This window comes from Tropicimonas isoalkanivorans (assembly GCF_900112335.1).
Lineage (GTDB): Bacteria > Pseudomonadota > Alphaproteobacteria > Rhodobacterales > Rhodobacteraceae > Tropicimonas > Tropicimonas isoalkanivorans.
Genome location: NZ_FOLG01000005.1, coordinates 182,253 through 208,318, shown reverse-complemented (window position 1 = coordinate 208,318; position 26,066 = coordinate 182,253). Strand labels below are relative to the sequence as shown.

Below are 26,066 nucleotides of genomic sequence, written 5' to 3'. Positions count from 1 at the left end.
CTCATCACGCGTGGACCTTCTTGAGATGATCGGCCAAGCGGATCGAGAAGGCGACGATCGAGAATGTCGGCTGCGCGTAGCTGCTGGTCGAGAAAACGGAGCTGCCGGCGATGTAGAGGTTCGACATGCCGTGCACGCGGCAATTCTTGTCGACGACGCCCTTCCGCGGCGACTCCGACATCCGGGTCGTGCTGCAGGCGTGCTTGCCCTCGCCGAGGTAGCTGTGGCCCTCCCAATACCCGATGGTGGGCCATTCATAGTCTTCCCGCAGAACGTCGGTCCAAACCCGGCCATAGCCCAGGCGGCCGATTTCACCGATGAGCAGGCTGACGGCACGCCTGACGGTGTGCATGTCCTGTTCGGTCATCGTCACGTCGAGACCGACTTTGCGTTGACCGAAGCTGTCGCGGTCCTCCACGAGCTTCACCCGGCTGTCGGCGTTGGGACTCGACTCGAAGTTGAGCCACGGCGCGATCCAGTCTCGCTCGAACAGGTGCTTGCCTCCGCTGACGCGCGTGAAGATAGCGTCTGCCGCGTCGTCGAGATCGGTGAAGATGTTCACCACTTCCGACGAGAGGTAGGACGGAAGCTCACCATGCCGCAGGGAGCGGGCCAATGTCTCCGTCGACACCCGCCCTGGGCCAATGCTCGTCTGCATAAGGTGAAACATGAACCCGCCCACCTGTTCGCGACGGCGCAGTTCGTCCGATGCTCCGGCCACGGCCCAGAACCCGCCAGTGTCGAAGTAGGTGTAGTCGCTGTAGAATCGGAGTTGCTCTTCGGGGATGTTCGGCCAGAGCCAAAGCGCCGGGCGGATGCTGAAATGGTCCGCGAAGTACCGGCCGACCTGGTCGTACTGGTTCCCGAGACCGGTCTGGGCGACGCTATCGGAGAGCAGCAGGAGCCTGGGAATCTCGATGCCACCCTGGGCCAACACGTAGGATTTTGCGCGCACGCGGAAATTCGGACCGTCGAGGCTCGACACGCGCAGCGCTGTAACGTCGGCGGCATTTTCGGTCGTTTCGATCTCCAGCACATTGGCGTGCAGCATCACCGTCAGGTTTGTCGCGGCCGCGAGCGCGTCTTCATAGACATAGCCGAATGCCGTGGGCGGGCTGGGGCAGGAAACGACGTTTTCGAAGATGCCCTCGGTCCACTGGATCGGCTTGCCGCCGAGCTTCTTCATCCAGTAGTCGAAATCGAACGGACGGTCTTCCTGGATCTCCACATAGGGCGCCGCGAGATCATAGTACGGCAGGATCTCGTCGTACGTGATCGGCCAGACCGTTTCCGGCATCCAGTCGCGTTTTTCGAAGTCGACCGGCGTGAGGCGCATGCAGTTGCCGGCCCAGTGGTTGCTGGCACCGCCGAGGAAGCGCAGGCGCGAATCCACCAGCGGGGGGTAGGGGTCGCCGAGTATGGGACCGTCGTTGAGTTCCTGGATCTCGTCGTCGTAATCCCGGCCGCCGCTTTCCAGCAGAAGAATCTTCAGGCTTGACGATTTCGCGAGTTCCAATGCGGCAGTGATGCCTGCTGGTCCTGCACCCACGATACAGATGGCGGCCTCGAGCAGGGCGCCATCTTCCAAGTCTCTCGCATCAGAAATCATTGCCTGTATCACCGAAGGCACGGGCACAGATCATGCGATCCGGGACGACCCGCCGCCACGACTTGTCTCCACTGCTCTTGCCCCGATTGGAGCATCCGCGAATTGAACACCTGCGGCAAGGGCTTTCGGGGCAATAAAGCTCCCAGTTTTGGAAACAATGTTAGGAGCGGCGCCCCCCGCTTAAAAATGGTGCGGGGTGCGGGATCGGAGCGGATTGTCGGGCAACGCGCGTCGGGCTGTTGGCTAGTCGTCCGAACAAAAAAGCGGCGCCCTGCGGCGCCGCCTTTCGCGGGAGGAACGTATTGGTAGTGGATCAGGCCGCGAGCGTCGCAACCTGTTCTTGAGCCGCCTTCATGGTGCCCTCGGGGTCGAACGCGAGACGGTCGGCCTTCACCAATTCGATATCGGTGATCCCGATGAAGCCCAGCACGTGGCGCAGGTAGGGCGTGGCGAAATCGATCTCGGATCCCGCCTCGGTGCCACCGGAGGCCATAGCGATGATCGCGCGTTTGCCTTTCAGCAGGCCCTCGGGACCGGCCTCGGAATAGCGGAACGTCTCACCGGCCCGCGCGACGAGGTCGATCCAGGCCTTCAGGCCGGAGGGCACGGCAAAGTTGTAGACGGGCAGGCCGATGACGATGGTGTCCGCGGCCCGCAGTTCTTCGATCAGCGCGTCGGACAGGGCGATCATGTCGCGTTGGGTGTCGCTCAGCGTGTCCTGCGCGCTGCCCTTCGTGACGGTGACGAAGCCCTCATTGATGTGCGGCAGAGGGGCTGCGGCCAAGTCGCGGGTGGTGACGCTCGCCTCAGGAAACCGGGCCACAATGGCGTCGGTCAGGGTCCGGCTCACGGAGTTCGCGCGGCGTGCAGAGGTGTCGATGCGGAGAATGGTGTTCGTGGTCATGTCGAAAGCTCCTCTCGGGGCATATGGCTGTGGTTGTTCCTTGCCCGACAATTTGCGCTCTTCGTATTTGCAATCAATCTTGAGGAATTGCGTCCTTACTGTGCGAATTTGCGCAGTCGCGACGTGGAACATGCTGGACCGCACGTTCGGGTCAGGTGCTCGCGGCCCTGCGGCCGTGGTTGCCACCGAGGACGTCGCCAGATTCACGGCGGGCAGAGCGGCTCGCAAATGTGGATTCGCGTTGTCTGCACAGCGTGTAGTGGAGGCCGTTCGTACCAATGGGCGGGCCGACTATGGCGCCCCGCCCCTGCGCGACTCTGCCTAATTGCTGGCCTTCTGGCATGTCGGCGTGCCGTCCGCGCCGCCCGGCGTGCACAGCAGGACATCGCCCGTCCTGCCATCGACCACCCAGAGCGCGCCGTCGCCAGTGACGAAAGCTTGGAAGGGCGCAGCCATGCCGTCTTGCCCCATCCCGGCGTGACCCATTCCGTTCTGGCCCCTGCCGTGTCGGCCCATTGCGCCATGACCCATCCGGCTGCCGTCATCATCCATCATGCCGTGCTGCATCCGGCCTTGGCCTTTGCCGTACCCATCGCGATCGCAGCCGTACCCACGGGATTGGCGCTGCCCCATGCCGCGGCCTTGTCCCATCATCTGACTGGGCGCCTGATCCATGCCCCAGCCCTGACTCTGGCCGCCCCGACCCTGTCCTGGGCCTTGGGCCATACCGGTCCCCGGCGCGGCGCGGCGCGCGCCCGGGCCGAAATCGGACTCCGTGAGCGCCCCGTCGGCATCGGCGTCCATCGCTTGCAGCCAAGCTTCGGCGGCAGCAAGGTACTCGTCCTGGCTCAGGCTGCCGTCGCCGTCGGCGTCCATCGTCTCGAACCGGAGGGCCCTCCGGCCCTGCGGGTTACGCATGCCGCGCCCGTCGGGACGTTGCATTCCGCTCTGGCGCGCCGCCGCGAGGGCATCGAACTCCTCCCGGCTCAAGGTGCCATCCTCATCGTCGTCGAAGCTCAGGAAAGCGTCTCCGCGGCGGGCTTGCAGCTCTTCGAGCGTTACCTTGCCGTCGCCGTCCTCGTCCCAGATGCTCAGGAAATTCTGACCCGGCGACGGTTGTGAGGGCGCGGCCTGCTGGGCCATCGCCGGGGCCGCAATAAAGGCGGCGAGGGCGAGGCCGGAAATGAAACTGCGTGTCATGGGAGTATGTCCTTGTCCATGTCTGCGATGTTCTACCAACGCGGCAGGATGCACATTCCGTCGCCCTCCTGCCCAAAAACCGCGATGAGGGTGCGCACGCCCCAACAATCCTGGGAGTGGCCGGAAAAAGAGTCTTTGATCTCCCCGCATTTTCTGTTCACCTGCGCACAGCGAATTCCCTTTCTGGCGAGGCGGGTTGAACTTTATGACAGTCGAAGCGTGGGATGAGATTCGGACGTCCTACTTCGTGGCCAAGCTGGGGACCGTCTCCGGCGCGGCAGAGGCCCTTGGCGTGCATCACGCAACCGTCATTCGCCACGTCGATGCTCTGGAGGCGCGGCTCGGCACAAAGTTGTTCCAGAGGCATGCCCGGGGCTACACTCCGACCGAGGCGGGGCTGGATCTGTTGCAAGTCGCGGGCACCACGGACGATCAGTTCACGCAACTTGTGGGCCGGATTCGTGGGCGGGGCTCAGATGTGGCGGGCGAGGTGATCGTGACCTCTCTGCCCTCGCTCTCCGCCCGCCTTGCGCCGCTGCTGGTGGAGTTCATGGAAATCCATCCCGATATCAGGGTTCGCTTCTTGACCGATAACCGCCTTTTCAAACTTGAATATGGCGAGGCGCACGTGGCCATCCGGGCGGGGATGCGTCCCGATCAACCCGACAACGTGGTGCAACCCCTCGCGGTCGAGCGTCAGACGCTTTATGCCGCGCGCCGATACATCGAACGGTACGGACCACTGATCGACGGCGAGTGGGAGGCGCATCGCTACGTGGCACCGGATGAAATGAGCCCCAGGGCGCCCTTTCTTCGGTGGATGCTTGAGACCATTCCTGCGGATCGGATCTTCTATCGCGCATCGCAGTTCCGGTCCGTGATCGATGCGATCCGGGCTGGCGCAGGAATCGGCTTCATGGCGGTGGGCGACGGGCACGCCGACGAGAATCTCGTCGAAATGCTGCCGCCCCGCGAGGAATGGCACTCGAACCTTTGGCTCGTGACGCACGTGGACCTGCATCGCACGGCAAAGGTCCAGACGCTCGTGGCATTTCTGAAGCAGAAGGCGGCGGACCTGGCGTGAACGCAAGCCGTGTCAGGATTCCGGGGCAGGGCCGTCGCGGCCATGCGGCGATGCTGCTGTTCTCCGCATTGGTGGCGGGGTCGTTTTCGCTTGGCGCCCTGTCGGCCGGCCTGATCGCGCCGGCCGCGCTGAACGCCGTTCGGTTCCTGATCGCTGCAGTGATCATCGGCGTGGCCTCGGCGGCGGTGACGGGACTTCCGCGCGCCGCACTTGCCGCGCCTTGGCGGTACTTTGTGCTCGGCGGGCTCTTCGCAATTTACTTCGTGACCATGTTCGAGGGCTTGAAAACCGCGCCGCCCGTGTCCGCCGCGGCGGTTTTCACCCTGACGCCACTGATGGCGGCGGGCTTTGGCTGGCTGCTGGAACGTCAGCGGATGACGGGGCGGATCGCGGTTGCGCTGGCCATCGGTGCGGCAGGGGCGCTGTGGGTCATTTTTCGTGCAGACCTTGCGGCGCTGCTGACCTTCGAGATCGGGCGCGGAGAGGCCATTTTCTTCTGGGGCTGCGTGGCGCATGCAGCCTATGCGCCCATGGTGCCAAGGCTCAACCGGGGGGAATCGCCGCTTGTTTTCACCTTCGGGATGCTCGTCGCGGCGACCCTGATCCTGTTTGCCTACGGCTGGCGGGACATATCAGCGACCGACTGGGCCGCGCTTCCCGCAATTGTGTGGATTACGCTCGCATATGTGTCGGTCGTTGCCTCGGCGGTCACGTTTGTCCTCGTGCAATACGCCGCGATGCGTCTGCCGGCGGCGAAGGTCATGGCCTATACCTATCTTGTTCCGACCTGGGTCATCGGCTGGGAAGTGGCGCTTGGCCAGCCGGCACCGCCCGTTCTCGTGGCGGCGGGGGCGGGGCTGACGGTTCTGGCTCTTGTTCTCTTGCTCGAGGGCGACTGAGCATCGCCGGGCGCCGCGTATTTCCAATAATTCTTGACGATCTTTCGTCTGAAAAATTGCGGCCTCCGCGGTCGTCGCAAGAAGCTACTCTGCCCGCTGCTGTAAGGCCGCCAGTTCCTGTGCAAGGAATCGCTCGAATGCGTCGAGATTGACGGGTTCGAACTGCCCGAAGCCCTGCATCCAGACAGATGCGTCCCTGAGAGCATGGGGTTCGAGCTTGCACCACTTCACGCGACCACGTTTTTCCTGGCTGATGAGGCCGGCGCGGGTGAGGATGGTGAGATGTTTGGAGATCGCCGCTAGGGACATGTCGAAAGGCGAGGCGACATCCGTTACCGCCATGTCGTCTTCGAGCAGCATGGTCAGGATCCGTCGGCGAGTCGGGTCCGAAAGGGCTGCGAAGATCTGGTCGAGCGAGGGCTGCATGAAAAGAGCCTACGACGACCGGTTCCCGTGGGAAAGGGAGGGTGGCGCGCAGCCCCGCAGGGCCGCGCGCCGGAATTCTGACGTCAGGCCGCCGTCTGGGCCTTGCCACCGACCTTGCCGGACCGGAACAGGCCGGCCAGACCGCGCCACGCCGCACGAGCGTTGTCGGCGATGAACTCGGCGCGGAGCCGCGCGGCTTCTCTCTCGATCTGCTGAATGTCGATACGGTCGGCGCTCTGGAGGTGAACGCCAGCGATGTACTGCTGAGGATAGTCTTTCATGTTATCAGTCCTTTCGCGTTTCCTTCCCTGCTCACGAACCTAGGCCGTTACCGCTAACCCTTCCACCCTTCAGCCCCGCATTGCCGCATTGCAGAAACGACATGCCGCAGTCCGGGTGCGCCGAAAGACCGTGCAAACCCCTCGGCATTCGGCCCCCGAATTGCGCGTCTTTCGGTGCATACGATCGAGGCAGCCGAAAAGGGCGGTTCTCACGCTGACCGGTCTCAGGGGAATGGTGTCAGCCGATATCCGGCCGGGGCTGTCCGAAGGGCCAACCGCCAGAGAAGTCCAGCACCGCGCCGGTAAGAAACCGCGTCCTGAGGCTGGCTAGAAACAGGATCACCTCGCCGATCTCCTCAGGAGCAGCCAGGCGGCCGGCGGGGACGCTGTTCCGGACGTGCGCGCGGCCTGCCTCGGTCTGCTCGAAAACGGCCTTGGGATAGTAGGCCTCGCTATAAAGGAAGTTCGGCGCAACAGCGTTGACGGCGATGCCGTGCGACGCAAGGTCGACAGCGAGCGATTTGACTAGGGCATTTGCCGCCGCGCGTGCGGCATCGGGAAAGGCGCCGCCGGACAGCGGAAGGCGGGTGCGGTTCGAGGTGACCATGACGATGTTTGCCCTCTCCTGCCGTGTCAGGATCGGAAGCGCCTGCTGGATCAAGGCGAAGGGCGCCCGGGCCAGAGCCCGGTAGTTGGCATCGAACTCCGTCAGATCCGCGCAGTCGGGTAACGCGCTCGGGGCAGGGTAGTGGTCGTTGCTCACAATGGCGTCGAGCAGCGACTCGCGCGCCGCAACATGACCAATAACCTCGGTCGGATCGTCCGAGGTCACCGCTTCGAGGGCGGCGCGGCCCTGGGCGAACGCGTCCCATGCCTCGGCGTCGGAGAACGACAGGTCCTGCGCGTACACACGAAACCCGCCTGCCAGTAGGCCGGTGACGGCGCCGGGGCCGGCAAAGCCGCTAGCATTCGTAACCAGTGCAACGCGTTTGCGGTCGGGATTCATTGAGTGCTCCGCTTATCAGGCGTCCTGCGTGAGAGGCCGCTCGATTATCCTAGCCGCACGGGCCGTTTAAGGTCGAGTTGCGCCAGCGCCTCTCCCCTGCAGGCGCTTCGGAGCATGGTTGCGGGGCCGTTCGGACCAAGGATCGTCAACCGGTTGGTTGAATTTGAGATTTGTAGCCGGCCTGCGCTGCAACGCAGAAACCTTGGCGGCGGTGATAAATTTTTCTATTTAAAAACAATATCTTAAGACAGTATACAATTGCACAGGAAGAGATTGACTCTGGCCCCTCCTATTGCCTAGTGTCCGCATCAATTGTCGGAGGGCGGCTGCCGTGGCGGAGGACAGCGACAGCGAGCGGCTGCGGCGGCTCGAGGAGCGGATCGCGGCGGCTCGGGGTGAGGAAGCGACCGGCTCACCGGCGGCGGACAAATACAACCAGGCGAACGTCGCCTGGCGGATGGTGACAGAGCTGGTGGCCGGCATCGTGATCGGCCTCGGCATAGGATTGGGGCTGGACGCGCTATTAGGCACGAAGCCCTTCCTGCTGGTGCTGTTCATACTGCTGGGGCTGGTCGCGGGCATCAAGACGATGATGCGGACCGCGAACGAGATCCAGAAATCCGGGGCGACGGGCGCCGGGGAAGACATTCAAGCGGCGGATGCCGCGGACGAGAAGCAGGCGGCTGGCGCCGCACGGGACGAGAGGGACTGAAACGTGGCAGAGGAAGCGCACGGCGGCGGCATCCAGATTCACCCGATGGATCAGTTCGTGGTCAAACCCCTGTTCGGGGGCGACACGGTTCATTGGTACACGCCCACGAACGTCACGTTGTGGATGGCAATCACGGTGCTGGTGATCACGCTGTTGCTGGTCGTCGGCTCTCGGGGTCGGGCCATCATCCCGACGCGCGGGCAGTCGCTGGCCGAACTGGCCTACGGCTTCGTCTACAAGATGGTGGAGGACGTCGCCGGACGGGACGGCCTGAAGTACTTCCCGTACATCCTCACGCTCTTCATGTTCATCGTCTTCTCCAATCTGTTGGGCCTCCTTCCGATGGCCTTCACCACCACGTCCCATATCGCGGTAACGGCGGTGCTGGCGCTGGCGGTGTTCGTCACGGTCACGGCAATTGGTTTCATCAAGAACGGCCCGAAATTCCTGGAGCTGTTCTGGGTCAAGAGCGCACCTCTGCCGCTGCGGCCGGTGCTGGCGGTGATCGAGATCATATCCTACTTCGTGCGCCCGGTGAGCCACTCCATCCGACTTGGCGGCAACATGATGGCCGGCCACGCGGTGATGAAGGTGTTCGCGGGCTTCGCCGGCGTAGCCGTGGTGGCGCCGTTCTCCATCCTGGCGTTGGTCGCCATGTACGGGCTGGAGCTGCTGGTCGCCGTCGTGCAGGCCTATGTCTTCACCATCCTGACCTGCGTCTACCTTCGTGACGCACTGCATCCGTCGCACTGACGGGGCAGGTCCGAACCATTCAACGAGCAACATCCACTTCCGATCGCAAGGAGATACGAACATGGAAGGCGATATCGCAAACCTCGGTGCATTCATCGGTGCTGGCCTGGCTGGCCTTGGCTCTGGCCTCTCGGCCCTCGGGGTCGGCAACGTGGCCGGCAACTTCCTGAACGGCGCACTGCGCAATCCGTCGGCTGCCGCCGGCCAGACCGCCACGCTCTTCATCGGCATCGCGTTTGCCGAAGCGCTCGGCATCTTCTCGTTCCTGGTCGCCATCCTGCTGATGTTCGCGGTCTGATCGACCGCTATTGAGATCCTTGCCTCCGTGGGGGCGGGCGAATGCGCCCCGCCCCCACGGTGACCGTCAAGACGCAGGAGGACAGCATGGCGGGCGAAGCCGTCGCACAAGAATCCACGGAACACGCCGCTGAGGCCGCTCACGGGGCTGCGGACGCCGTACACGGTGCCGCGGATGCCGCGCACGGGGCGGTGGACGCCGCGCATGGGGCCGAAGCCCAGGGCATTCCGCAGCTGGACTTCTCGACCTTTCCGAACCAGATCTTCTGGCTGATCGTCACGATCGTCGTGATCTATTTCATTTTGACCAAGGTCGCCCTGCCGCGCATTGCCAGCGTTCTGGCGGAGCGGAAGGGAACGATTACCAACGACATCGCCGCGGCCGAGGAGCTGAAGCTCAAGGCGGTCGAGGCGGAGAAGGCCTACGACAAAGCGCTGGCCGAGGCCCGCTCCGAGGCCCAGAAAATCGCTGCCGAAGCGCGCAAGGCGATCCAGGAGGATCTAGAGGAGGCCACAGCGAAGGCCGACGCCGAGATCGCCGCGAAATCGGCCGAGTCCACGGCACGCATCGCGGAGATCCGCGACAGTGCGATGGCAAGCGTCGAGGCCGTCGCCAAGGAGACCGCGGTGGAAATCGTGGCTGCCTTCGGCCGTTCCGCCGATGCGGACACTGTCGCGAATGCGGTCGATGCGCAGATGAAAGGGGGCGCCTGATGTCGAGGCTATTGCTCACCGCCGCCGGTGCCGCGCTTGCGGCCGGACCGGCGCTCGCCGCCACCGGGCCGTTCTTCAGCCTTGGTAATACGAACTTCGTGGTATTGATCGCCTTCCTCGTCTTCGTCGCGATCCTGCTTTACTTCAAGGTTCCGGCGACTCTGACGGGCATGCTCGACAAGCGCGCCGAGACCATCCGCTCCGATCTGGACGAGGCCCGCGCGCTGCGCGAAGAAGCCCAGACCGTTCTGGCGGAGTTCGAACGCAAGCAGAAAGACGTCGCTGAGCAGGCAGAACTGATCGTTGAGCAGGCCAAGCGGGACGCAGAAGCGGCCGCTGAGCAGGCCAAGGCGGATCTCGCCGCGTCGATCGAACGGCGCATTCAGGCAGCGGAAGACCAGATCGCCTCCGCCGAAGCCAACGCCGTCGCGGAAGTGAAGAACAAGGCAGTCAACGTTGCAATCGCGGCTGCCGCCGACGTGATCGCCAAAAACATGAGCGATCAGGACGCGTCGCAGATGATCGACGAAAGCATCAAGACCGTCGACGCCAAGCTGCACTGATCCTGCCGAGCGGGCCGTAAGACACCGCCCGAGAGTGGACGGATCAAGATTTGAGACGGCCCGCCGTGGGAGACGCGGCGGGCCTTTTCCATTTTCGGACGAGCACGTCGCGCCGGTCGCAGGTCAGGTGCCTTGCACGACGTTCAGAATTTCCTGCCATTCCTCTTCCGCGCTGCCCGGGTGGCGGGATCGGCTTGCGCGACGATACCAGTAATCCGCGTTCCCATCGTCCCCTTCGATCCGATGCACCAGCGCGTGCAGCCAGTCGAACAGCGGCTGGCCCTCATGCCGCTGGCAGATCTGGTGCGCCGCATCCAACTCTCTGCCGCGCCGGAATGCACCTGCCTTGAGAAGATCGAGGGCCTCTCGAATGTCGCTGTGGGTCATGGGCCTTGCCTGTGAACTAGGGTTGCCCCGGGCACGGACGCCTGAGGCGTGGATACTCCGTAGCAGGCCATAGGACACGGCCCGCGCAGCACTTGGATCTACATCATCTTGAAGACCGACGGATCGGGGCCGGTGCGTTGCCCGGTGTCCAGGCTGGCGATAGCCTCCATCTCGGCGTCGGACAGATCGAAGTCGAAAACATCCAGGTTCTCCGCCTGACGGGCGGGCTTGACGGACCGGGGAATGGGCGCGTTGCCGGACTGGATGTGCCATCGCAGGATGACCTGCGGCGGGCTCTTGCCCGTGCGTGCCGCTGCGGCCGTGATCGGTTCGGCATCAAAGGAGCGGCCACCACCGAGGGGCGTCCACGCCTGGGTGACGATGTCGTGTCTCGCGTTGACCGCGCGCAGCTCCGGTTGCTGGAGCTTGGGGCTCACCTCGATCTGGTTCAGGACCGGCACGACGCCCGTTTCCGCGATGATCCGCTCCAGATGATCGGCGTTGAAATTGGACACGCCGATGGACCGCACCAGCCCCTCGTTTTGCAAATCGATCAGGGTCTGCCATGTTTCCACGTAGAGGTCACGGCTCGGCACCGGCCAGTGGATGAGCACCAGATCGAGCCAGTCCACTCCGATCGTCAAAAGACTGCGCTCCACCGAGATCCGCGTCCGCTCCCGACCGTGATCTGAATTCCAGACCTTGGTCGTCAGAAAGACCTCCTCGCGCGGAAGGCCGGAACTGTGCAGCCCCTCGCCCATCCCGGCCTCGTTGCCGTAGAGATGGGCGCCGTCGATCAGGCGATAGCCTGCGTGCAGCGCGCTGCGGACGGCCTCGCCGGCGCTGTCAGCAGGCACCTGCCACATGCCGAACCCGATCTGGGGAAGGGCGTGGCCGTCGTTCAGGGTGATGGTGGGCGTGGCGGTCATATCGTTCTCCTGCGTATGCCCAAGCGGGCGGGGGAGGGGTGCCAGCGCCATGAGGCGCGGCACCGCGCCCTCGGCTATTCCTCCCGCGACAAGCAGTATCGGAGAACCTGAGGCGCTGCAAAGGGCTGCCACCGGCGGCTGGACGCAGGCGGCGGGCTGGGGTAACCGGCTGTGCGAACAGAGGAGGCGCCGAGCATGGCAGCACACGGACCCGCCCGGAAGATGACCGCCCGCCCTGGCGGGCCGCTCACGGGCACGGCCCAGGTCCCGGGCGACAAGTCGATCTCGCACAGGTCCCTGATCCTCGGCGCGATGGCGGTCGGCGAGACGCGTGTCTCCGGCCTGCTCGAAGGGCAGGACGTGCTGGACACCGCCAAGGCGATGGCCGCCCTCGGGGCAGAGGTGACGCGGCTGGACGATGGCGCGTGGTCCGTGCATGGCGTGGGTGTCGGCGGCTTTGCCGAGCCGGAGGACGTGATCGACTGCGGCAACTCCGGTACCGGCGTGCGGCTCATTATGGGGGCGGTGGCGACCTCTCCCATCGCCGTGACCTTCACCGGCGACGCCTCGCTCCGGTCGCGGCCCATGGGGCGGGTCACTGACCCCTTGGCGCTCTTTGGCGCGCGGACCGTCGGGCGCGCCGGCGGCCGCCTGCCGTTGACGCTGGTGGGGGCGGAGGCGCCCGTGCCGGTGGATTATGCAACGCCCATGGCCTCGGCCCAGGTGAAATCGGCGGTGCTGCTTGCAGGGCTGAATGCTCCAGGTCAGACGGTCGTCACGGAGCGGACCGGCACGCGCGATCACACCGAGCGGATGCTGCGCGGCTTCGGGGCAGAGGTGGAGACAATTCGCACCGACGACGGCTTCCGCATCACCCTCACCGGTCAGTCGGAGCTTCGCCCGCAGACCATCGCGGTGCCGCGCGATCCATCGTCGGCGGCGTTCCCCGTCTGTGCAGCGCTGATCGTGCCGGGTTCCGACGTTCTGGTCCCGAACATCGGCCTAAACCCCACGCGGGCAGGCCTCTTCGGCACACTGCAGGAAATGGGCGCGGATCTGATCTACGAGAACCTGCGCGAGGAAGGCGGCGAGCCGGTGGCCGACTTGCGGGCGCGGTTCTCGCCGGACATGAAGGGCATCGCCGTGCCGCCGGAACGGGCGGCCTCGATGATTGACGAATACCCAATCTTGTCCGTCGTCGCCGCCTTCGCAGAGGGAGAGACGGTCATGTCCGGCGTCCACGAACTGCGGGTCAAGGAAAGCGACCGGATCGACGCAATGGCCGTGGGCTTGCGGGCTTGTGGCGTGACGGTGGACGAGACGGAGGACAGTTTAACCGTCCACGGCTGCGGCCCCGGCGGGGTGCCGGGCGGAGCCGAAGCTGCGGCACGTCTGGATCACCGGATCGCGATGTCCTTCCTGATCTGCGGCATGGCGGCAAAGTCGCCGGTGAGCGTTGACGATGCCGCGCCGATCTCTACCTCGTTCCCGGACTTCGAACGACTGATGGGCGCACTCGGCGCCACCCTGGAGCGGGAGGACGCCTGAGCCGTGCATCCGGGGCTGTCGCCGGGAGGTATCGTGCTGGTAATCCGCGCCCGGGTTTGATTGAAAGACCGATGAAGCTTGGGAAGCCGGAGAGGGACATGCGGGGGCGTTTGACGTGTCGCTGACAATTGCAATCGATGGCCCGGCGGCGTCGGGCAAGGGCACCGTCGCACGCGCTTTGGCTCAAAGGCTTGGCTATGCGCACCTCGACACGGGGCTGCTCTACCGGGCTGTCGGCCGCAAGACGCTGGAAGGCATGGCGCCACTTGAGGCGGCCCAGTCCCTGAGTGCCAGCGACGTGGCGGATGCGGACGCGCTGCGCGCGCCTGACGTGGCCCGTGCGGCGAGCCGGGTGGCCGCCATGCCTGAGGTGCGCGCCGCGCTGATCGGGTTCCAGCGCGCCTTCGCACAGCGGATGGGAGGGGCAGTGCTCGACGGGCGGGACATTGGAACCGTGATCTGCCCGGACGCGGACGTGAAGCTCTTCGTGACAGCGACGGACGCCGTCCGGGCGGCGCGGCGGCACAAGGAACTTCTCGGCAAGGGGCACGACGTGACTCTCGACGAGGTGACGGCCGACCTTGCCGAACGCGACCGCCGCGACGCGGCCCGCGCGACTGCGCCGCTCGTCCCGGCCAAGGATGCGGTGCTGATAGATACGAGCGCGATGAGCATCGAGACGGCCGTGCGGACCGCGCTGGACGCCATCCGCGCGGTGCAACCCGAGCTCGGTTAGGAGAGAACGATGAAGACCCGCAGGATCGGCCGCGATGGCCCGGACGTGTCGGCTCTCGGGGTCGGTGCGATGTCCTTTTCGGATTTCTACGGCCCGACAGACGAGGCCACCTCGCATGCGATCCTCGAGGCGGCGATGGAGCACGGGGTGAGCCACATCGACACCTCCAACGTCTATGGATCGGGCACGTCGGAGCGCGTGATCGGCAGCTTCCTGGCGGCGCGTGGGTCCGAGGCGCGGGAGTTCTTTCATATCGCGACAAAGGCCGGCATCGCGGCGGGGGCCGGCGGTGGCAGCGGGGAGCGGAGGATCGACAACTCAAAGGCCTACCTTGCGGCGGAACTGGAGGCGAGCCTGAAGCGGCTTGGGGTAGACTGCGTCGACCTCTTTTACGTTCACCGGCGGGAGGCGGAGAGGCCGATCGAGGAGGTGACGGAGAGCCTCGTCGAGCTGGTGCGGGCGGGCAAGACGCGCGCGTTCGGCTTCTCGGAGATCGCACCATCTTCGCTGCGGCGCGCGGCGTCCGTTCATCCGTTGGCGGCGGTGCAGTCCGAGTATTCGCTGTCCACACGGGCGCCAGAACTGGGGCTGGTGCAGGCTTGCGCGGAGCTGGGAACGACCCTCGTGGCCTTCTCACCGGTCGGGCGAGGGCTGCTGACCGATAGGCCTCCGACCGAGGCGGCCGTCGAAAGGGTGCCGTTCCTGGAGGCCAATCCGCGCTTTCAGGAGCCGAATTTCAGCGCGAATATCGCGGCCACGGACGGGTTCCGCCGCTTGGCCGCGGAGATGGGACACCCTGCGGCGGCTTTGGCGATTGCGTGGCTGCTGTCGCGTGGGGACCACGTGCTGCCGATTCCGGGCACCCGCTCGGTCGGCCATTTCGAAGAGCTGGTCCTGGGGGTGCAGATTCCGCTCTCGCCGGAGGATCTGCGGCGGATCGAGGAGGCGCTGCCTGTGGGGTGGGCCCATGGGGACCGCTACAACGTCAGCCAGTGGGTTGGGCCGGAGCGGTACTGCTGAGCCATGTCCCCGGCGTGGGACAGACGTCCGGCGCATATTTTTCAATGACTTGCGGGCGCGGATTCACGGTTCGTTAGGAAAATGGGTGGGACGTCCTCCTGATCTCCGGGGGGGATGCCGTGGCCTCAGGCTGGATTCTGGATGGGGGGCGAGACGCGGTGTGAGCGTCGCGACCCGCCCTGATCCACCGAGACCGGCGCTGGGATGAGCGCGTTCCACCCCCGAGACACCAACGACAAAGCCGTCCGTTTCTCTGCGTGAAGCGGCCCGCGCGGCTTGAGGGAGCATGGGGTGGCGTTTCGGCAGAGGTCGGACGGCGGGGCCAATTGGACTGAGGCGGGATGGCTTGAGGCCGATGACGTTCCCGGCGCTTTGAGACCGAGATTTCAGGATCGAGTTGGTCCGTTCATCGAATCTAAACAGAGCAGCTATAGAGACTCCGAGTGCGAACGGTGGTGGGCGCCCGGTGGCCTTGGTGCTCCCCCATTCGGAAAGGCGGCCACGCTTGCCAATGGCATGACTGGTTGGAAACTGGCGCGGCCCGCTTGTGCCAGGGCGGCGGGGTCGCCTGGCCCTGCTGTGGCGCGTGGGATGCCGGGCCCGCCGGTGTTTGGGGCGGTCCCAGAACAGCGCTTTGGTGCACTGTTGGGGGCGGGCGGCTTTCGGGTTGGTTGCGGGACGGCCACGTCCGGCAGGGACGAGTAAGGGACGAGCGATGGCAGACGGGCAGAAGGACGACTTGACGCTGCGCGACCCGGTGAAGGCGGACGCGGCCGTTCATGCCTCCTAGCCGCCAGAGGCGGAGATCGTTCGGATGTATGGCGGGGTGCTTGGCGACGCGCCGCAGCGAAGCCTGGAGCGATCGCTGGACTGGGTCGATTGGCTGAGAACGCATCCCTTTGCCAAGATTATCGAGGTTCGTGGCCAGCCAGTCGGGCATGTGCGGCTTCATTCTCTGTCTGTCTGCCGAAGATCGCAGGGCGCGGTTGGCTATGGGGCTGTTTTCGAGCGCGTTCCTGGGTACGGGATTCCGGGCGGGGCGCGGGTCGCAGGACGCTGGACCACGCCTTCGGCGCCATGGGGCTGCATCGCGTCGATCTGCGGGTTCTGAGCTTCAACACGCGCGCCATCGCCTGCTATCGGGCGTGCGGGTTCGTGCATGAGGGCACCGAACGGGAGGCGGCTTTCATCGATGGTGAATGGCACGACGACTGGATCATGGGGATTCTGTCGCACGAGCATGCCCGTGCCCCGTCTGACGCGTCCGACCGCAAGGGTTCGGCGGGGTGAGCGACGGCGGCGGGCGCCTGCGTGACGCGGCGTCTTTCTCTTGCCCCAGCGGCGCGATGCGGCTATAGAGCGCGCTGTCACACAAAAGGCGGTCAACGCCGGGAATACGGGCAGGGTCGGGACGGTTTCCGGCCCTGATTGTTTATTCCCGGACGCCTCAGACCAATCCAAAGACCGGCGGAGACAACCGCCCGGCCAGAGAAATCGAAACGTAAGGAAAAACGACTGTATGTCAGCTGATACATCCATGGAGGAATTCGAAGCCCTCCTGCAAGAAAGCTTCGAGATCGACACGCCGTCAGAAGGCAGCGTGGTCAAGGGCCGGGTGATCGCCATCGAGGCGGGCCAGGCCATCGTCGATGTGGGCTACAAGATGGAAGGCCGCGTCGACCTGAAAGAATTCGCAAATCCCGGCGAAGCGCCCGAAATCACCGTCGGTGACGAGGTCGAAGTGTACCTCGACCGCGTCGAGAACGCGCGTGGCGAAGCGGTCATCAGCCGCGACAAGGCCCGCCGCGAGGAAGCCTGGGACCGTCTGGAAAAAGCCTATGCCGACGAGGCGCGCGTCGAGGGCGCGATCTTCGGCCGGGTCAAGGGCGGCTTCACCGTCGACCTGGGCGGCGCCGTGGCGTTCCTGCCGGGCAGCCAGGTGGACGTGCGCCCCGTGCGCGACGCCGGCCCGCTCATGGGCCTGAAGCAGCCGTTCCAGATCCTCAAGATGGATCGCCGCCGTGGCAACATCGTGGTGTCGCGTCGTGCGATCCTCGAAGAGTCGCGTGCCGAACAGCGTGCTGAGGTCATCGCCCGCCTGACCGAGGGTCAAGCCGTCGACGGCGTGGTCAAGAACATCACCGAATACGGCGCCTTCGTCGATCTCGGTGGCGTGGACGGCCTGCTGCACGTGACCGACATGGCCTGGCGCCGCGTCAACCACCCCTCCGAGATCCTGTCGATCGGCGAGACCATCAAGGTCCAGGTCATCAAGATCAACAAGGAGACCCACCGCATCAGCCTGGGCATGAAGCAGCTTCAGGACGATCCGTGGGATACGGTGGAAGCCAAGTTCCCGCTGGAATCGGTGCACACCGGCCGCGTCACCAACATCACCGACTACGGCGCCTTCGTGGAGCTGGAACCGGGGGTCGAGGGGCTGGTCCACGTCTCCGAAATGTCCTGGACGAAGAAGAACGTCCATCCGGGCAAGATCGTTTCGACGTCGCAAGAGGTCGAGGTCATGGTGCTGGAGATCGACACCGCGAAGCGTCGCGTGTCGCTCGGCCTCAAGCAGACCATGCGCAACCCGTGGGACATCTTCGCCGAGACCCATCCGGAAGGCACGGTCGTCGAGGGCGAGGTGAAGAACATTACCGAGTTCGGTCTGTTCATCGGGCTGGACGGCGACATCGACGGCATGGTGCACCTCAGCGACCTGAGCTGGGACATGCGGGGCGAGGAAGCCATCCAGCAGTACCGCAAGGGCGACGTGGTCAAGGCCGTGGTCACCGAGGTGGACGTCGAGAAGGAGCGCATCTCGCTCTCGATCAAGGCGCTGGGTGGCGACAAGTTCGCCGAGGCGACGGGCGGCGTGAAGCGCGGCTCGGTCATCACCGTCGAGGTGACGGCGATCGAGGATGGCGGCATCGAGGTGGAATACGAGGGCATGAAGTCCTTCATCCGCCGCTCCGACCTGTCGCGTGACCGTTCCGAGCAACGCCCCGAGCGGTTCCAGGTGGGCGACCACGTGGACGTGCGCGTGACCAACATCGACAGCAAGACCCGCCGTCTGGGCCTGTCGATCAAGGCGCGCGAGATCGCCGAAGAGCGCGAAGCGGTCGAGCAGTTCGGCTCCTCCGATTCGGGGGCGTCGCTGGGCGACATCCTCGGCGCTGCGCTGAAGGGCGACGAATAAGTCGGCAGCGCAGCCGCGATAAAGTGATCCCGACCCCTGCGGCCCGCGCCGCGGGGGTCTTTTGTTTGCGGCACCACCTGCCGCGAGGGCCGCTGTCGCGGGCCGAATCGCGCCCCGGCGCGGGGCACCTCCGCCGCTCCGGTCGGCGGGCTGCCGCCCACGCTGACCTGGGCCGCACGATTTTCCACAGGATTTCCGGCCTTTAGTCCGAAATTTCGGCCGGTCCAGGCTGCCTTTTCCGTTCCGCGCAACAAAAAATGACGTATAGTTCGTGAAGCGAGAAGAGTGATGTAGCCCGGGCACGGGCGCTGGAGGGGAAGCACATGATCCGATCGGAACTCATTCAAATTCTCGCCGAGGAAAATCCGCATCTGTACCAGCGTGACGTCGAGCGGATCGTGAATACGGTCTTCGAGGAGATCATCGGCGCCATGGCGCGGGGCGACAGGGTGGAACTGCGCGGTTTCGGCGCCTTTTCGGTGAAGAAGAGAGATGCGAGGACGGGGCGCAATCCGCGCACCGGCGAAGCGGTGGACGTGGAAGAGAAACATGTTCCGTTCTTCAAGACCGGGAAGCTGCTGCGCGACCGGCTGAATGGACTGGAAAGCTAAGGAATTCGATCATGCTGCGTATCATTCGCTACCTGATCCTGGCCGTGATCGTGGCCGTGCTGGTCATCGTGTCGATGGCGAACAGGGAGATGGTGGTTCTCACCGCACTGCCGACCGGGCTGGCCGAGGTTGCGGCCTGGAATGCGTCCGTGGAGTTGCCGTTGTTCCTGGTGGCGCTCGGCGGCGTGGCGGTCGGGTTGCTGGTGGGCTTCTTCCTGGAGTGGATGCGCGAGAGCAAACACCGCTCAGAGGTCGCGAAGCGGCAGAAGCAGGTGCGGGCGCTGAACCGCGAAGTGACGCGCCTGAGAGGCGGGCCGAACGACACGTCCGACGAAGTGCTGGCCATCCTCGACCAGTCCGCCGCGCGAAAGGCGAGCTGACGGACAATGCCTGACACCATTCGTGTGAAGATCTGCGGCCTGACCCGGCCGCAGGACGTGCAGGCCGTGGCCGATGCGGGCGCGGCCTATGCCGGCTTCGTCTTCTTTCCGAAATCGCCGCGCCATCTGGAACCGGAGGCGGCCCGCGCGCTGGCGCTGGAGGTGCCGCCGGGCCTGGCCAAGGTGGCGCTGACGGTGAATGCCGAGGACGCGCTGCTGGAGCGAATTCTGGAAACGGTCCCAATCGACATGCTGCAACTCCACGGGAGTGAGAGCCCGGAGCGGGTGGCGGAGGTGAAGGCGCGGTTCGGCCTGCCGGTGATGAAGGCGGTGGGCGTCGCGACGGAAGCGGACCTGCCGGCGCTGGCGGAGTATGGTCGGGTGGCGGACCAGTTGCTCGTGGACGCGAAGCCGGCCGAGGGCGCCGCGCTGCCGGGCGGCAATGGGCTGGCCTTCGACTGGCGGCTGATCGCGGGGCGGCGGTGGCCAGTGCCGTGGATGCTCGCGGGCGGGCTGACGCCGGAGAACGTGGCCGAGGCGATCCATCTGACCGGCGCGCGGCAGGTGGACGTGTCGTCGGGTGTGGAATCCGCGCCCGGTGAAAAGGACGCCGAGACGATCGCGGCCTTTGCCGCCGCCGCGTTCGCGTGAGCCTGCGCTGGCGCGAAGCGCGTCGGGAGGACGTTCCGGCCGTCGTCTCCATGCTGGCCGACGATGTATTGGGGCAGGGGCGGGAGAGCGCCGACCTCGGCCCGTATCTCGCCGCCTTTGACGCGATGCAGGCGGAGGCGTCCAATCGGCTCATCGTTGGCGAGGACGATGGCCGGGTTCTGGCGACCTATCAGTTGACGGTGATCTCCGGGCTTTCCCTGACCGCAGCACGCCGGGCGCAGATCGAGGGCGTGCGCGTGGCGTCGGACCGGCGCGGCGAGGGGCTGGGCGCGGCGCTGATGGCCGATGCCGAAGCGCGGGCGCGCGCCGCTGGATGCAAGTTGCTCCAGTTCACCTCCAACAAGACGCGGGACCGCGCCCATGCCTTTTACGAGCGGTTGGGGTTCACGCCCTCCCATATCGGGTTTAAGCGACCGCTGGAGTGATCGACGCGGCTGCTGCGCGCGCTAGCGGCACTCGAAGCTGTCGGCGCTTCGCGGGTCTTCTCCGGTGAAAACGGCATAGGCGGGATAGGGGCAGAGCGGGCGGTGCGCGCCGGCATTCGCCTCCCGGACCTCCTTGGAATCGGTGCGGAACTGTGCGGGGACGGCGCCGGGTTGCGCCCCGCCTTCCACCCAGTCGACGAGCGCGCCGAGCAGGTCGACCTCGTCGGGGGCGTTGCCGCCCTGGCCGTGGGGCATTCCGGGGATGGCGTAGAAGCGGGTGAAGGCCTCCGCCTCCGGATTGTTTGCGCTCAGCCGGTCGTACCAATCGGCGGTGTCCTTGAAGGAGAAGACCGGGTCCGACGTGCCGTGGAAGAGGATCAGCTTGCCGCCGGCGTCCTTAAAGGCGGAGAGCGTGGGGGCGTCCACGGCGGGCGGGGTCATCAGTTCCATCGCGCTTTCGGGAAACGCGTCTGTCATGGCATGGATCTTCGGGGCGTCGGTGTCGAAGTCGAACCCCATGAGATAGGCTTCGAGCGCTTCGGGGGTGCCTTCGACCTCCGTCGGCGGGGTCGTGAAGATCTCCGCGAGCGAGCCTGCGCCCATGACGGCGATGATGGGTTTCATGCCCCAGGGCGGCACGGTGCTCTCCAGTTTCCAGAAGCGCCAGTTGCCGCTGTTGAGGCCCGGGTCCCAGTACCAGCTGTTGTAGAGCGGGGTGCCCGTGCTGTCGGAGGGGCCGGCGTGGAGGCGTTCCAGCGCCGCCACCTTGTCCGCCGGGAGGCACGCGCCGTCCTGCCCGTCGGCGCAGGCGAGGGACGCGGGGTCGAAGGCGTCCTGGCAGGCGTAGGTGGCGAAGACCGCGCCGTCCTCTAGCCCGTCCAACCCGTCGCAGGCCTCGGAGATCGCTTGCGAGACGAGGGTCATCTCGTCGCGACTGAACGCTTCCGCCAGCGTGTCGCCGACGGATCGAAGCGTCTGTACGTCCCAGGCGTGCTGGATCGCAGCTTTCGGCAGGTTGAAACCGGGGTAGCCCGCCAGAAGGCCGTCGAAGGCCGCCGGCATCCGTTCGGCCGCCACCATCGCGTGTCGCCCGCCGTTCGAACGGCCATAACCGTAGACGTAGTCCGGCGGGCGGCCGTAATGGCGTTCCACAAGGGCAAGGGCGACGGGGTGGAGCTTCACCACCGCCGCGTAGCCATAGTCGCGCCGCGCTTCGAAATCGAAGCCGAAGAGATTGCCCGCGGTCAGGCCGGCTTCGGGATGGGCGGTGCCATCATGACCGGCATCCGAGGAGACGACCGCGAAGCCGCGCGCCAACGCCGAGTTGCCGGTTGCGATGCCGGTTCCTTCCCCCAGCGCGGGAACGACCTTGCCGTCGTTGCCGCCGTTGAACTGGTGCAGAAAGCGGTGCTGCCAGGTGTCCGGCAGGCGAAGCTCGAAGGAGATGGCGTAGGGGGTGCCGTCGCTGCCGGTGCGCTCCGCCATGCGTCCGCGCACGAGGCAGTGGTCGACCGGGACTTCGTCGCTCGCCGGGGTCTGCACCGCCTCGGTGATCGTCACGCCCTCTGGCGCGGCCTTCGCCAGCGCGGCGCATTCGCCTGCGGCCAAGGCGGATTGCGTGGCGCACAGCAAAACAGCCCCCGCCAGCACGACGGTTCCCACACGGTTCCCCATTGCTCCCTCCCATCCTGCGATCCCCGACCCCAGTGTCCGCGTGATCGGCGGCGCTGGCAAACGGATTCGGGCGCCGCGCCGCTTTACGCCCGCGTCCAATCGCCTTAGATCAACGGACGGCCCAAACGAAAGGCGGACCCAATGGCGAACGATCAGCTCAATTCCTTTGTGAACGTCCCTGACGAGCGGGGGCGGTTCGGCATCTATGGCGGACGGTTCGTGTCGGAGACGCTGATGCCGCTGATCCTCGACCTGGAGGCGGAGTACGAGAACGCGAAGACCGACGCGACGTTCTGGGCCGAGATGGACGACCTGTGGACGCATTACGTCGGCCGGCCCTCGCCGCTCTATTTCGCGAGCCGGCTGACGGAGCAGCTCGGCGGGGCGAAGATCTATTTCAAGCGCGACGAGTTGAACCACACCGGCGCGCACAAGATCAACAACGTGCTGGGGCAGATCATCCTCGCCCGCCGCATGGGCAAGACGCGGATCATCGCGGAGACGGGCGCGGGGCAGCACGGGGTGGCGACGGCCACGGTTTGCGCCAAGTTCGGGCTGAAGTGCGTGGTCTACATGGGCGCGACGGACGTGGAGCGGCAAGCGCCGAACGTCTTCCGCATGAAGCTGCTTGGGGCGGAAGTGGTGCCGGTGACGTCGGGGCGCGGCACGCTGAAGGACGCGATGAACGACGCGCTGCGCGACTGGGTGACGAACGTGCGCGACACGTTCTACTGCATCGGCACGGTGGCGGGGCCGCACCCGTACCCGGCGATGGTGCGCGACTTCCAGTCGATCATCGGCAAGGAGGCCAAGGCGCAGATGCAGGAGCGGGAGGGGCGCCTGCCCGACACGATCATCGCCTGCATCGGTGGCGGGTCGAACGCGATGGGGCTGTTCCACACGTTCCTGGACGACACGACGGTGCGGATCATCGGCGTGGAGGCCGGCGGCAAGGGCGTGGACGAGAAGATGGAGCATTGCGCGTCGCTCACTGGCGGGCGGCCGGGGGTGCTGCACGGCAACCGGACCTACCTGCTGCAAGACGAGGACGGGCAGATCCTGGAGGGGCATTCCATCTCCGCGGGTCTGGACTACCCGGGGATCGGGCCGGAGCATTCGTGGCTGCACGACACGGGGCGGGCGGAATATGTCTCCATCACCGACAAGGAGGCGCTGGAGGCGTTCCAGCTCTGCTGCGAGTTGGAGGGCATCATTCCGGCGCTCGAGCCCGCCCATGCGCTGGCCCATGTGATCAAGATCGCGCCGGAGCTTCCAGCAGACCATCTTATCTGCATGAACATGTGCGGACGGGGCGACAAGGACATCTTCACCGTCGCCCGGGCGCTGGGCTTCGACATGGGTAAGGCCGGCTGACGACGGAGCGTCAGCCCGCGTCCGGCAGGGCGACCGGGATGGGCTCGTTGAAGGTGAGCGTGCGGTAGGGGAACGGGATCTCGATGTCGTTCTCGTCGAGCGCGCGCTTGATGGCGGCCACGGCCTCGTCGCGGGAGCGGTGCTCCATCGGCGGGGCGCTGTCGCACCACCACCGGACCAGGAAATCGACCGAGGAGCTGTTGAACTCGCGGGCGAAGACCTGCACCTCCTTGTCCGTCACGCGGGTAGAGATGCCTTCGACCGCAGCGCGGATCACCTCGCGGGAGGCGTCCACGTCCTCGCTGTAGGCCACGCCAACCACGAGCGTGACGCGCCGCGTGGATTGGTCGGTCACCACCTTGACGGGATTCTTGTAGAGGAACGAGTTCGGCACCAGCAGCAGTTCGCCCGACCGCTGGCGGATGAAGCTGTCGCGGATGGTGATTTCCTCCACCCGGCCGGAGACTTCGCCGCATTCGATGTCGTCGCCGATCCGCATCGGCTTGCGCAGAAGGATCAGGAAGCCGGCGAGAAAGTTCTCGAAGATGTCCTGAAAAGCGAGGCCGACGGCGATGGAGCCGATGCCAAGGCCGGCCAGCATTTTGGTCGGCGTGAGATTTGGAAAGAGGATGGTCGCGGCGGTGAGGAGCCCGACGACCCAGATACCCAGTCGCGCCAGCGTTGCCGCCGCCGTCACCAGCGACGGGCGCCGGCCGGACCGGCGCAGCAGGGCGCGGACGATGCGGGAAAGGACGCCGGCGACGAGGGCCGTCAGCAGAAGGACGAACACTGCGGCGGCGAGGCTGGGCAACAGGGCGATGGCGGACTTCGCCAGCCCGTGCACCTGGGCCAGGACGATCTCGATCGGGTTCAGGTCAGACACGATCTGGTCCATGGCAATCCTCCCACGCGGCGCTCGCGCCGGCGCGTTCCCATGGCCGACGCCCCATCAAATAGCGTTTTAGCCCGGTACGACCAGCGGAGGCGTCAGCCCGTAGATTCCGGCAGGGCGTGTTCGTAGAGTACTTCCAGCGGGACGATATCCAGGGCGCGCTGGTGGGTTGCCGCGAGTTTCACCTGCGGCGCGCAGCCCTCGTCATGCGCCTGGAGGAAGCGGCCGGCGCAGAGGCACCACTGGTCTCCGGCCTTGAGGCCGGGGAACTGGAACTCCGGCCGGGGCGTCGAGAGGTCGTTGCCCACGTACTTGGAGTAGGCGAGGAACTCGTCCGTCATGACCGCGCAGACTGTGTGGCTGCCGCGATCCTGAATGCAGGTGTTGCAGGCGCCGTCGCGGAAGTAGCCGGTGACGGGATTGCCGGAGCAGGGAGCGAGTTTCCCTCCCAACACGTTTACGGATGCATCCATTTTCATCGCGCCCTCCCAGTCTGCAAGCTCCCCCAGCATAGCCCCACAGGGCAGACTGTCGAGGGCGCCCGGGGCGGGGTGCGCGCTAGGGACTAGCGGAAGCGGTCCATGAGCCTTTGCATTGGGGAGCGTTTGTCGTCCTCTTTCGGGGGCTCCCGGGTGGTCTTCGGCGCGGCGGATGCCTCTGCCGGGCGGGACGCACGGGGCGGCGTCATGCGGAGCGCGATGGCGTTCATGAAACGGCCGCCGTCGCCGTCGGCCAGGGCCGGGGCGCCGTCGGCGATTCCCCGCAGGAGGTCGTCGAGCCAGTCCGCGTCCGCCTTGGCGAAGTCGTGGAGGACGTAGCCGGATACTGCGTCCTTGTGGCCCGGGTGGCCGATCCCCAGCCGCACGCGGCGGTAGTCCGGCCCGATGGCGGCGTGGATGGAGCGCAGGCCGTTGTGGCCCGCGTGCCCGCCGCCCTGTTTGACGCGCACTTTGCCGGGGGCCAGGTCCAGCTCGTCATGAAAGACAGTGACGTCGCCCGGCTCCAGCTTGAAGAAGCGCATCGCCTCGCCCACCGACTGGCCGGAGCGGTTCATGAATGCCTCCGGCTTCAGCAGCAGCACCTTGTCGGTTCCGAGGCGGCCTTCCGACAGGGCGCCCTGGAACTTGCCGCGCCACGGGGCGAAGCCGTGGTCCTCGGCAATGCGGTCCACGGCCATGAAGCCGATGTTGTGGCGGTTGCGGGCGTACTGCGCGCCGGGGTTTCCGAGGCCGACGAAGAGTTGCACGGGGGGCGTGTCCTGTTCCGATCCGGTTGACCTTGTACCTCTCATGCCGTGAACTGCCGCGCAATGCCAGCCCGCCCCGGCGCGCCCATCCAGCAGGAGAATTCGATGTACCTGACCATGAACCGTTTCCGGGTGAAGCCGGGGTGCGAAGAGACGTTCGAGGAGATCTGGACAGGGCGGGACTCGCACCTGCCCGGCGTGCCGGGGTTTGTCGCGTTTCACCTGATGAAGGGGCCGGAGAAGGACGGCTATCGCCTCTATGCCTCGCACACCACGTGGGAGAGCGAGCAGGCGTTCATGGACTGGACGACGTCCGAAGCGTTCCGCAAGGCCCATGCCGGGGCCGGGGCGCAGAGGGACATCTACCTCGGCCCGCCGGAGCTGGAGGTGTTCGAGTCCGTTCAGGCGATCGGCTGATCCCGGCCCCCTTGCCGGGCGGAGGGGACAGCCATGCACCCGCCGGTTGCCCCCCCTGGGGATTCAGCACTTCTTTCGGCGCAGCTTGCGGTATATGCGTGTAGGCGC

30 protein-coding genes are annotated in these 26,066 nt (G+C 65.8%); 18 read left to right on the top strand and 12 right to left on the bottom strand.

The annotated features are described in order from the left end of the window. Positions 1-4: 4 nt before the first annotated feature. The 3 genes from BM075_RS11260 to BM075_RS11250 all read right to left on the bottom strand — a co-directional run bounded on the left by BM075_RS11260 (position 5) and on the right by BM075_RS11250 (position 3,713). Positions 5-1,609: a GMC oxidoreductase gene (locus BM075_RS11260; RefSeq protein ID WP_093360772.1), complete on the bottom strand. Its 1,605-nt coding sequence runs from the start codon at positions 1,607-1,609 to the stop codon at positions 5-7. Between the two features lie 313 nt (positions 1,610-1,922). After that, the gene (locus BM075_RS11255) at positions 1,923-2,513 is read right to left on the bottom strand and encodes an FMN-dependent NADH-azoreductase (RefSeq protein ID WP_093360771.1); all 591 of its coding nucleotides are present in this window, start codon (positions 2,511-2,513) and stop codon (positions 1,923-1,925) included. A 321-nt stretch (positions 2,514-2,834) separates the two neighbouring features. Then, positions 2,835-3,713, bottom strand: coding sequence for an EF-hand domain-containing protein (locus BM075_RS11250; RefSeq protein WP_177208315.1), 879 nt, complete (start codon positions 3,711-3,713; stop codon positions 2,835-2,837). Positions 3,714-3,918: 205 nt separating this feature from the next. Here BM075_RS11250 and BM075_RS11245 point away from each other — a divergent pair, with 205 nt between their 5' ends. Both BM075_RS11245 and BM075_RS11240 read left to right on the top strand, forming a co-directional pair. Beyond that, positions 3,919-4,797, top strand: coding sequence for a LysR family transcriptional regulator (locus BM075_RS11245; RefSeq protein ID WP_093360769.1), 879 nt, complete (start codon positions 3,919-3,921; stop codon positions 4,795-4,797). Positions 4,798-4,847: 50 nt separating this feature from the next. After that, on the top strand, positions 4,848-5,696 hold the full coding sequence (locus BM075_RS11240; RefSeq protein WP_093360768.1) for a DMT family transporter: 849 nt from the start codon (positions 4,848-4,850) through the stop codon (positions 5,694-5,696). Positions 5,697-5,780: 84 nt separating this feature from the next. Here BM075_RS11240 and BM075_RS11235 read toward each other — a convergent pair whose 3' ends face one another. From BM075_RS11235 to BM075_RS11225, 3 genes are all read right to left on the bottom strand, one after another. Then, positions 5,781-6,122 (bottom strand): ArsR/SmtB family transcription factor, encoded by a 342-nt coding sequence (locus BM075_RS11235; RefSeq protein WP_093360767.1) that lies wholly within the window; start codon positions 6,120-6,122, stop codon positions 5,781-5,783. An 83-nt stretch (positions 6,123-6,205) separates the two neighbouring features. Further along, entirely contained in the window at positions 6,206-6,403 is a 198-nt protein-coding gene (locus tag BM075_RS11230) for an RSP_7527 family protein (protein WP_093360766.1), read from the bottom strand. A gap of 238 nt (positions 6,404-6,641) precedes the next feature. After that, positions 6,642-7,409 carry an SDR family oxidoreductase gene (locus tag BM075_RS11225; protein WP_093360765.1) on the bottom strand — a complete coding sequence of 256 codons (768 nt, stop codon included), beginning with the start codon at positions 7,407-7,409 and terminating at the stop codon, positions 6,642-6,644. Positions 7,410-7,740: 331 nt separating this feature from the next. Between BM075_RS11225 and BM075_RS11220 the strand changes: the two genes are divergently transcribed. The 5 genes from BM075_RS11220 to BM075_RS11200 all read left to right on the top strand — a co-directional run bounded on the left by BM075_RS11220 (position 7,741) and on the right by BM075_RS11200 (position 10,448). Beyond that, positions 7,741-8,121 (top strand): AtpZ/AtpI family protein, encoded by a 381-nt coding sequence (locus BM075_RS11220; protein WP_093360764.1) that lies wholly within the window; start codon positions 7,741-7,743, stop codon positions 8,119-8,121. A 3-nt stretch (positions 8,122-8,124) separates the two neighbouring features. Beyond that, positions 8,125-8,874: a F0F1 ATP synthase subunit A gene (locus BM075_RS11215; RefSeq protein WP_093360763.1), complete on the top strand. Its 750-nt coding sequence runs from the start codon at positions 8,125-8,127 to the stop codon at positions 8,872-8,874. A gap of 61 nt (positions 8,875-8,935) precedes the next feature. Then, positions 8,936-9,172 (top strand): F0F1 ATP synthase subunit C, encoded by a 237-nt coding sequence (locus BM075_RS11210; protein WP_093360762.1) that lies wholly within the window; start codon positions 8,936-8,938, stop codon positions 9,170-9,172. A gap of 41 nt (positions 9,173-9,213) precedes the next feature. Beyond that, entirely contained in the window at positions 9,214-9,885 is a 672-nt protein-coding gene (locus BM075_RS11205; protein WP_245758821.1) for a F0F1 ATP synthase subunit B', read from the top strand. Next, a complete protein-coding gene (locus tag BM075_RS11200) occupies positions 9,885-10,448 on the top strand; it encodes a F0F1 ATP synthase subunit B (protein WP_093360761.1) in 564 nt (187 codons plus the stop codon). Before BM075_RS11205 ends, BM075_RS11200 begins: the two co-directional genes overlap by 1 nt. Positions 10,449-10,571: 123 nt before the next feature. Here the strand turns inward: BM075_RS11200 and BM075_RS11195 are convergent, their stop codons facing one another. Together BM075_RS11195 and BM075_RS11190 are read right to left on the bottom strand one after the other, a co-directional pair. Beyond that, a complete protein-coding gene (locus BM075_RS11195) occupies positions 10,572-10,835 on the bottom strand; it encodes a hypothetical protein (protein ID WP_093360760.1) in 264 nt (87 codons plus the stop codon). Positions 10,836-10,933: 98 nt separating this feature from the next. After that, positions 10,934-11,764, bottom strand: a complete 831-nt coding sequence (locus tag BM075_RS11190) for an aldo/keto reductase (RefSeq protein WP_093360759.1) — start codon at positions 11,762-11,764, stop codon at positions 10,934-10,936. 195 nt (positions 11,765-11,959) lie between these two features. Here BM075_RS11190 and aroA point away from each other — a divergent pair, with 195 nt between their 5' ends. From aroA to BM075_RS11145, 9 genes are all read left to right on the top strand, one after another. Then, on the top strand, positions 11,960-13,312 hold the full coding sequence (gene aroA / locus BM075_RS11185; protein WP_093360758.1) for a 3-phosphoshikimate 1-carboxyvinyltransferase: 1,353 nt from the start codon (positions 11,960-11,962) through the stop codon (positions 13,310-13,312). A gap of 115 nt (positions 13,313-13,427) precedes the next feature. Further along, positions 13,428-14,048 (top strand): (d)CMP kinase, encoded by a 621-nt coding sequence (locus BM075_RS11180; protein WP_093360757.1) that lies wholly within the window; start codon positions 13,428-13,430, stop codon positions 14,046-14,048. Between the two features lie 9 nt (positions 14,049-14,057). Continuing rightward, entirely contained in the window at positions 14,058-15,068 is a 1,011-nt protein-coding gene (locus tag BM075_RS11175; RefSeq protein ID WP_093360756.1) for an aldo/keto reductase, read from the top strand. 1,077 nt (positions 15,069-16,145) lie between these two features. After that, positions 16,146-16,358, top strand: coding sequence for a GNAT family N-acetyltransferase (locus BM075_RS11170; RefSeq protein ID WP_093360755.1), 213 nt, complete (start codon positions 16,146-16,148; stop codon positions 16,356-16,358). Between the two features lie 229 nt (positions 16,359-16,587). After that, positions 16,588-18,267 carry a 30S ribosomal protein S1 gene (gene rpsA / locus BM075_RS11165; RefSeq protein ID WP_093360754.1) on the top strand — a complete coding sequence of 560 codons (1,680 nt, stop codon included), beginning with the start codon at positions 16,588-16,590 and terminating at the stop codon, positions 18,265-18,267. A 323-nt stretch (positions 18,268-18,590) separates the two neighbouring features. Then, complete coding sequence (gene ihfB, locus BM075_RS11160; protein ID WP_093360753.1) at positions 18,591-18,878, top strand: integration host factor subunit beta; 288 nt, start codon at positions 18,591-18,593, stop codon at positions 18,876-18,878. 11 nt (positions 18,879-18,889) lie between these two features. Continuing rightward, positions 18,890-19,258, top strand: a complete 369-nt coding sequence (locus BM075_RS11155; RefSeq protein ID WP_245758820.1) for a LapA family protein — start codon at positions 18,890-18,892, stop codon at positions 19,256-19,258. Positions 19,259-19,264: 6 nt separating this feature from the next. After that, positions 19,265-19,909 (top strand): phosphoribosylanthranilate isomerase, encoded by a 645-nt coding sequence (locus tag BM075_RS11150; protein ID WP_093360752.1) that lies wholly within the window; start codon positions 19,265-19,267, stop codon positions 19,907-19,909. Then, positions 19,906-20,355 (top strand): GNAT family N-acetyltransferase, encoded by a 450-nt coding sequence (locus BM075_RS11145; RefSeq protein WP_281244939.1) that lies wholly within the window; start codon positions 19,906-19,908, stop codon positions 20,353-20,355. The genes BM075_RS11150 and BM075_RS11145 overlap by 4 nt, the downstream gene beginning before the upstream one ends. A gap of 21 nt (positions 20,356-20,376) precedes the next feature. Here BM075_RS11145 and BM075_RS11140 read toward each other — a convergent pair whose 3' ends face one another. Next, positions 20,377-22,029, bottom strand: coding sequence for a tannase/feruloyl esterase family alpha/beta hydrolase (locus BM075_RS11140; protein WP_093360751.1), 1,653 nt, complete (start codon positions 22,027-22,029; stop codon positions 20,377-20,379). A gap of 141 nt (positions 22,030-22,170) precedes the next feature. Here BM075_RS11140 and trpB point away from each other — a divergent pair, with 141 nt between their 5' ends. Beyond that, positions 22,171-23,403, top strand: a complete 1,233-nt coding sequence (trpB, locus tag BM075_RS11135; RefSeq protein ID WP_093360750.1) for a tryptophan synthase subunit beta — start codon at positions 22,171-22,173, stop codon at positions 23,401-23,403. A 10-nt stretch (positions 23,404-23,413) separates the two neighbouring features. On the opposite strand, the gene BM075_RS11130 is transcribed toward trpB, so the two are convergent. The 3 genes from BM075_RS11130 to pth form a co-directional block, all read right to left on the bottom strand. Then, complete coding sequence (locus BM075_RS11130; protein WP_245758819.1) at positions 23,414-24,298, bottom strand: mechanosensitive ion channel family protein; 885 nt, start codon at positions 24,296-24,298, stop codon at positions 23,414-23,416. A gap of 92 nt (positions 24,299-24,390) precedes the next feature. Continuing rightward, complete coding sequence (locus BM075_RS11125; protein WP_093360819.1) at positions 24,391-24,774, bottom strand: DUF2237 family protein; 384 nt, start codon at positions 24,772-24,774, stop codon at positions 24,391-24,393. Positions 24,775-24,860: 86 nt separating this feature from the next. Beyond that, positions 24,861-25,541 (bottom strand): aminoacyl-tRNA hydrolase, encoded by a 681-nt coding sequence (gene pth / locus BM075_RS11120; protein WP_093360749.1) that lies wholly within the window; start codon positions 25,539-25,541, stop codon positions 24,861-24,863. A 105-nt stretch (positions 25,542-25,646) separates the two neighbouring features. Here pth and hmuQ point away from each other — a divergent pair, with 105 nt between their 5' ends. Further along, entirely contained in the window at positions 25,647-25,958 is a 312-nt protein-coding gene (gene hmuQ / locus BM075_RS11115) for a heme-degrading protein HmuQ (RefSeq protein ID WP_093360748.1), read from the top strand. Positions 25,959-26,066 lie beyond the last annotated feature (108 nt).

What these genes read in the sequence shown, in the direction of transcription:
- hmuQ (WP_093360748.1), top strand. Translation starts at nt 25,647, where the DNA reads ATGTACCTGACCATGAACCGTTTCCGGGTGAAGCCGGGGTGCGAAGAG.
- BM075_RS11175 (WP_093360756.1), top strand. Translation starts at nt 14,058, where the DNA reads ATGAAGACCCGCAGGATCGGCCGCGATGGCCCGGACGTGTCGGCTCTC.
- rpsA (WP_093360754.1), top strand. Translation starts at nt 16,588, where the DNA reads ATGTCAGCTGATACATCCATGGAGGAATTCGAAGCCCTCCTGCAAGAA.
- BM075_RS11125 (WP_093360819.1), bottom strand. Translation starts at nt 24,774, where the DNA reads ATGAAAATGGATGCATCCGTAAACGTGTTGGGAGGGAAACTCGCTCCC.
- BM075_RS11255 (WP_093360771.1), bottom strand. Translation starts at nt 2,513, where the DNA reads ATGACCACGAACACCATTCTCCGCATCGACACCTCTGCACGCCGCGCG.
- BM075_RS11240 (WP_093360768.1), top strand. Translation starts at nt 4,848, where the DNA reads ATGCTGCTGTTCTCCGCATTGGTGGCGGGGTCGTTTTCGCTTGGCGCC.
- trpB (WP_093360750.1), top strand. Translation starts at nt 22,171, where the DNA reads ATGGCGAACGATCAGCTCAATTCCTTTGTGAACGTCCCTGACGAGCGG.
- BM075_RS11140 (WP_093360751.1), bottom strand. Translation starts at nt 22,029, where the DNA reads ATGGGGAACCGTGTGGGAACCGTCGTGCTGGCGGGGGCTGTTTTGCTG.
- BM075_RS11230 (WP_093360766.1), bottom strand. Translation starts at nt 6,403, where the DNA reads ATGAAAGACTATCCTCAGCAGTACATCGCTGGCGTTCACCTCCAGAGC.
- BM075_RS11210 (WP_093360762.1), top strand. Translation starts at nt 8,936, where the DNA reads ATGGAAGGCGATATCGCAAACCTCGGTGCATTCATCGGTGCTGGCCTG.
- BM075_RS11250 (WP_177208315.1), bottom strand. Translation starts at nt 3,713, where the DNA reads ATGACACGCAGTTTCATTTCCGGCCTCGCCCTCGCCGCCTTTATTGCG.
- BM075_RS11130 (WP_245758819.1), bottom strand. Translation starts at nt 24,298, where the DNA reads ATGGACCAGATCGTGTCTGACCTGAACCCGATCGAGATCGTCCTGGCC.
- BM075_RS11150 (WP_093360752.1), top strand. Translation starts at nt 19,265, where the DNA reads ATGCCTGACACCATTCGTGTGAAGATCTGCGGCCTGACCCGGCCGCAG.
- BM075_RS11245 (WP_093360769.1), top strand. Translation starts at nt 3,919, where the DNA reads ATGACAGTCGAAGCGTGGGATGAGATTCGGACGTCCTACTTCGTGGCC.
- ihfB (WP_093360753.1), top strand. Translation starts at nt 18,591, where the DNA reads ATGATCCGATCGGAACTCATTCAAATTCTCGCCGAGGAAAATCCGCAT.
- BM075_RS11225 (WP_093360765.1), bottom strand. Translation starts at nt 7,409, where the DNA reads ATGAATCCCGACCGCAAACGCGTTGCACTGGTTACGAATGCTAGCGGC.
- BM075_RS11190 (WP_093360759.1), bottom strand. Translation starts at nt 11,764, where the DNA reads ATGACCGCCACGCCCACCATCACCCTGAACGACGGCCACGCCCTTCCC.
- BM075_RS11260 (WP_093360772.1), bottom strand. Translation starts at nt 1,609, where the DNA reads ATGATTTCTGATGCGAGAGACTTGGAAGATGGCGCCCTGCTCGAGGCC.
- BM075_RS11195 (WP_093360760.1), bottom strand. Translation starts at nt 10,835, where the DNA reads ATGACCCACAGCGACATTCGAGAGGCCCTCGATCTTCTCAAGGCAGGT.
- BM075_RS11155 (WP_245758820.1), top strand. Translation starts at nt 18,890, where the DNA reads ATGCTGCGTATCATTCGCTACCTGATCCTGGCCGTGATCGTGGCCGTG.
- aroA (WP_093360758.1), top strand. Translation starts at nt 11,960, where the DNA reads ATGGCAGCACACGGACCCGCCCGGAAGATGACCGCCCGCCCTGGCGGG.
- BM075_RS11170 (WP_093360755.1), top strand. Translation starts at nt 16,146, where the DNA reads ATGGGGCTGCATCGCGTCGATCTGCGGGTTCTGAGCTTCAACACGCGC.
- BM075_RS11205 (WP_245758821.1), top strand. Translation starts at nt 9,214, where the DNA reads ATGCGCCCCGCCCCCACGGTGACCGTCAAGACGCAGGAGGACAGCATG.
- BM075_RS11200 (WP_093360761.1), top strand. Translation starts at nt 9,885, where the DNA reads ATGTCGAGGCTATTGCTCACCGCCGCCGGTGCCGCGCTTGCGGCCGGA.
- BM075_RS11235 (WP_093360767.1), bottom strand. Translation starts at nt 6,122, where the DNA reads ATGCAGCCCTCGCTCGACCAGATCTTCGCAGCCCTTTCGGACCCGACT.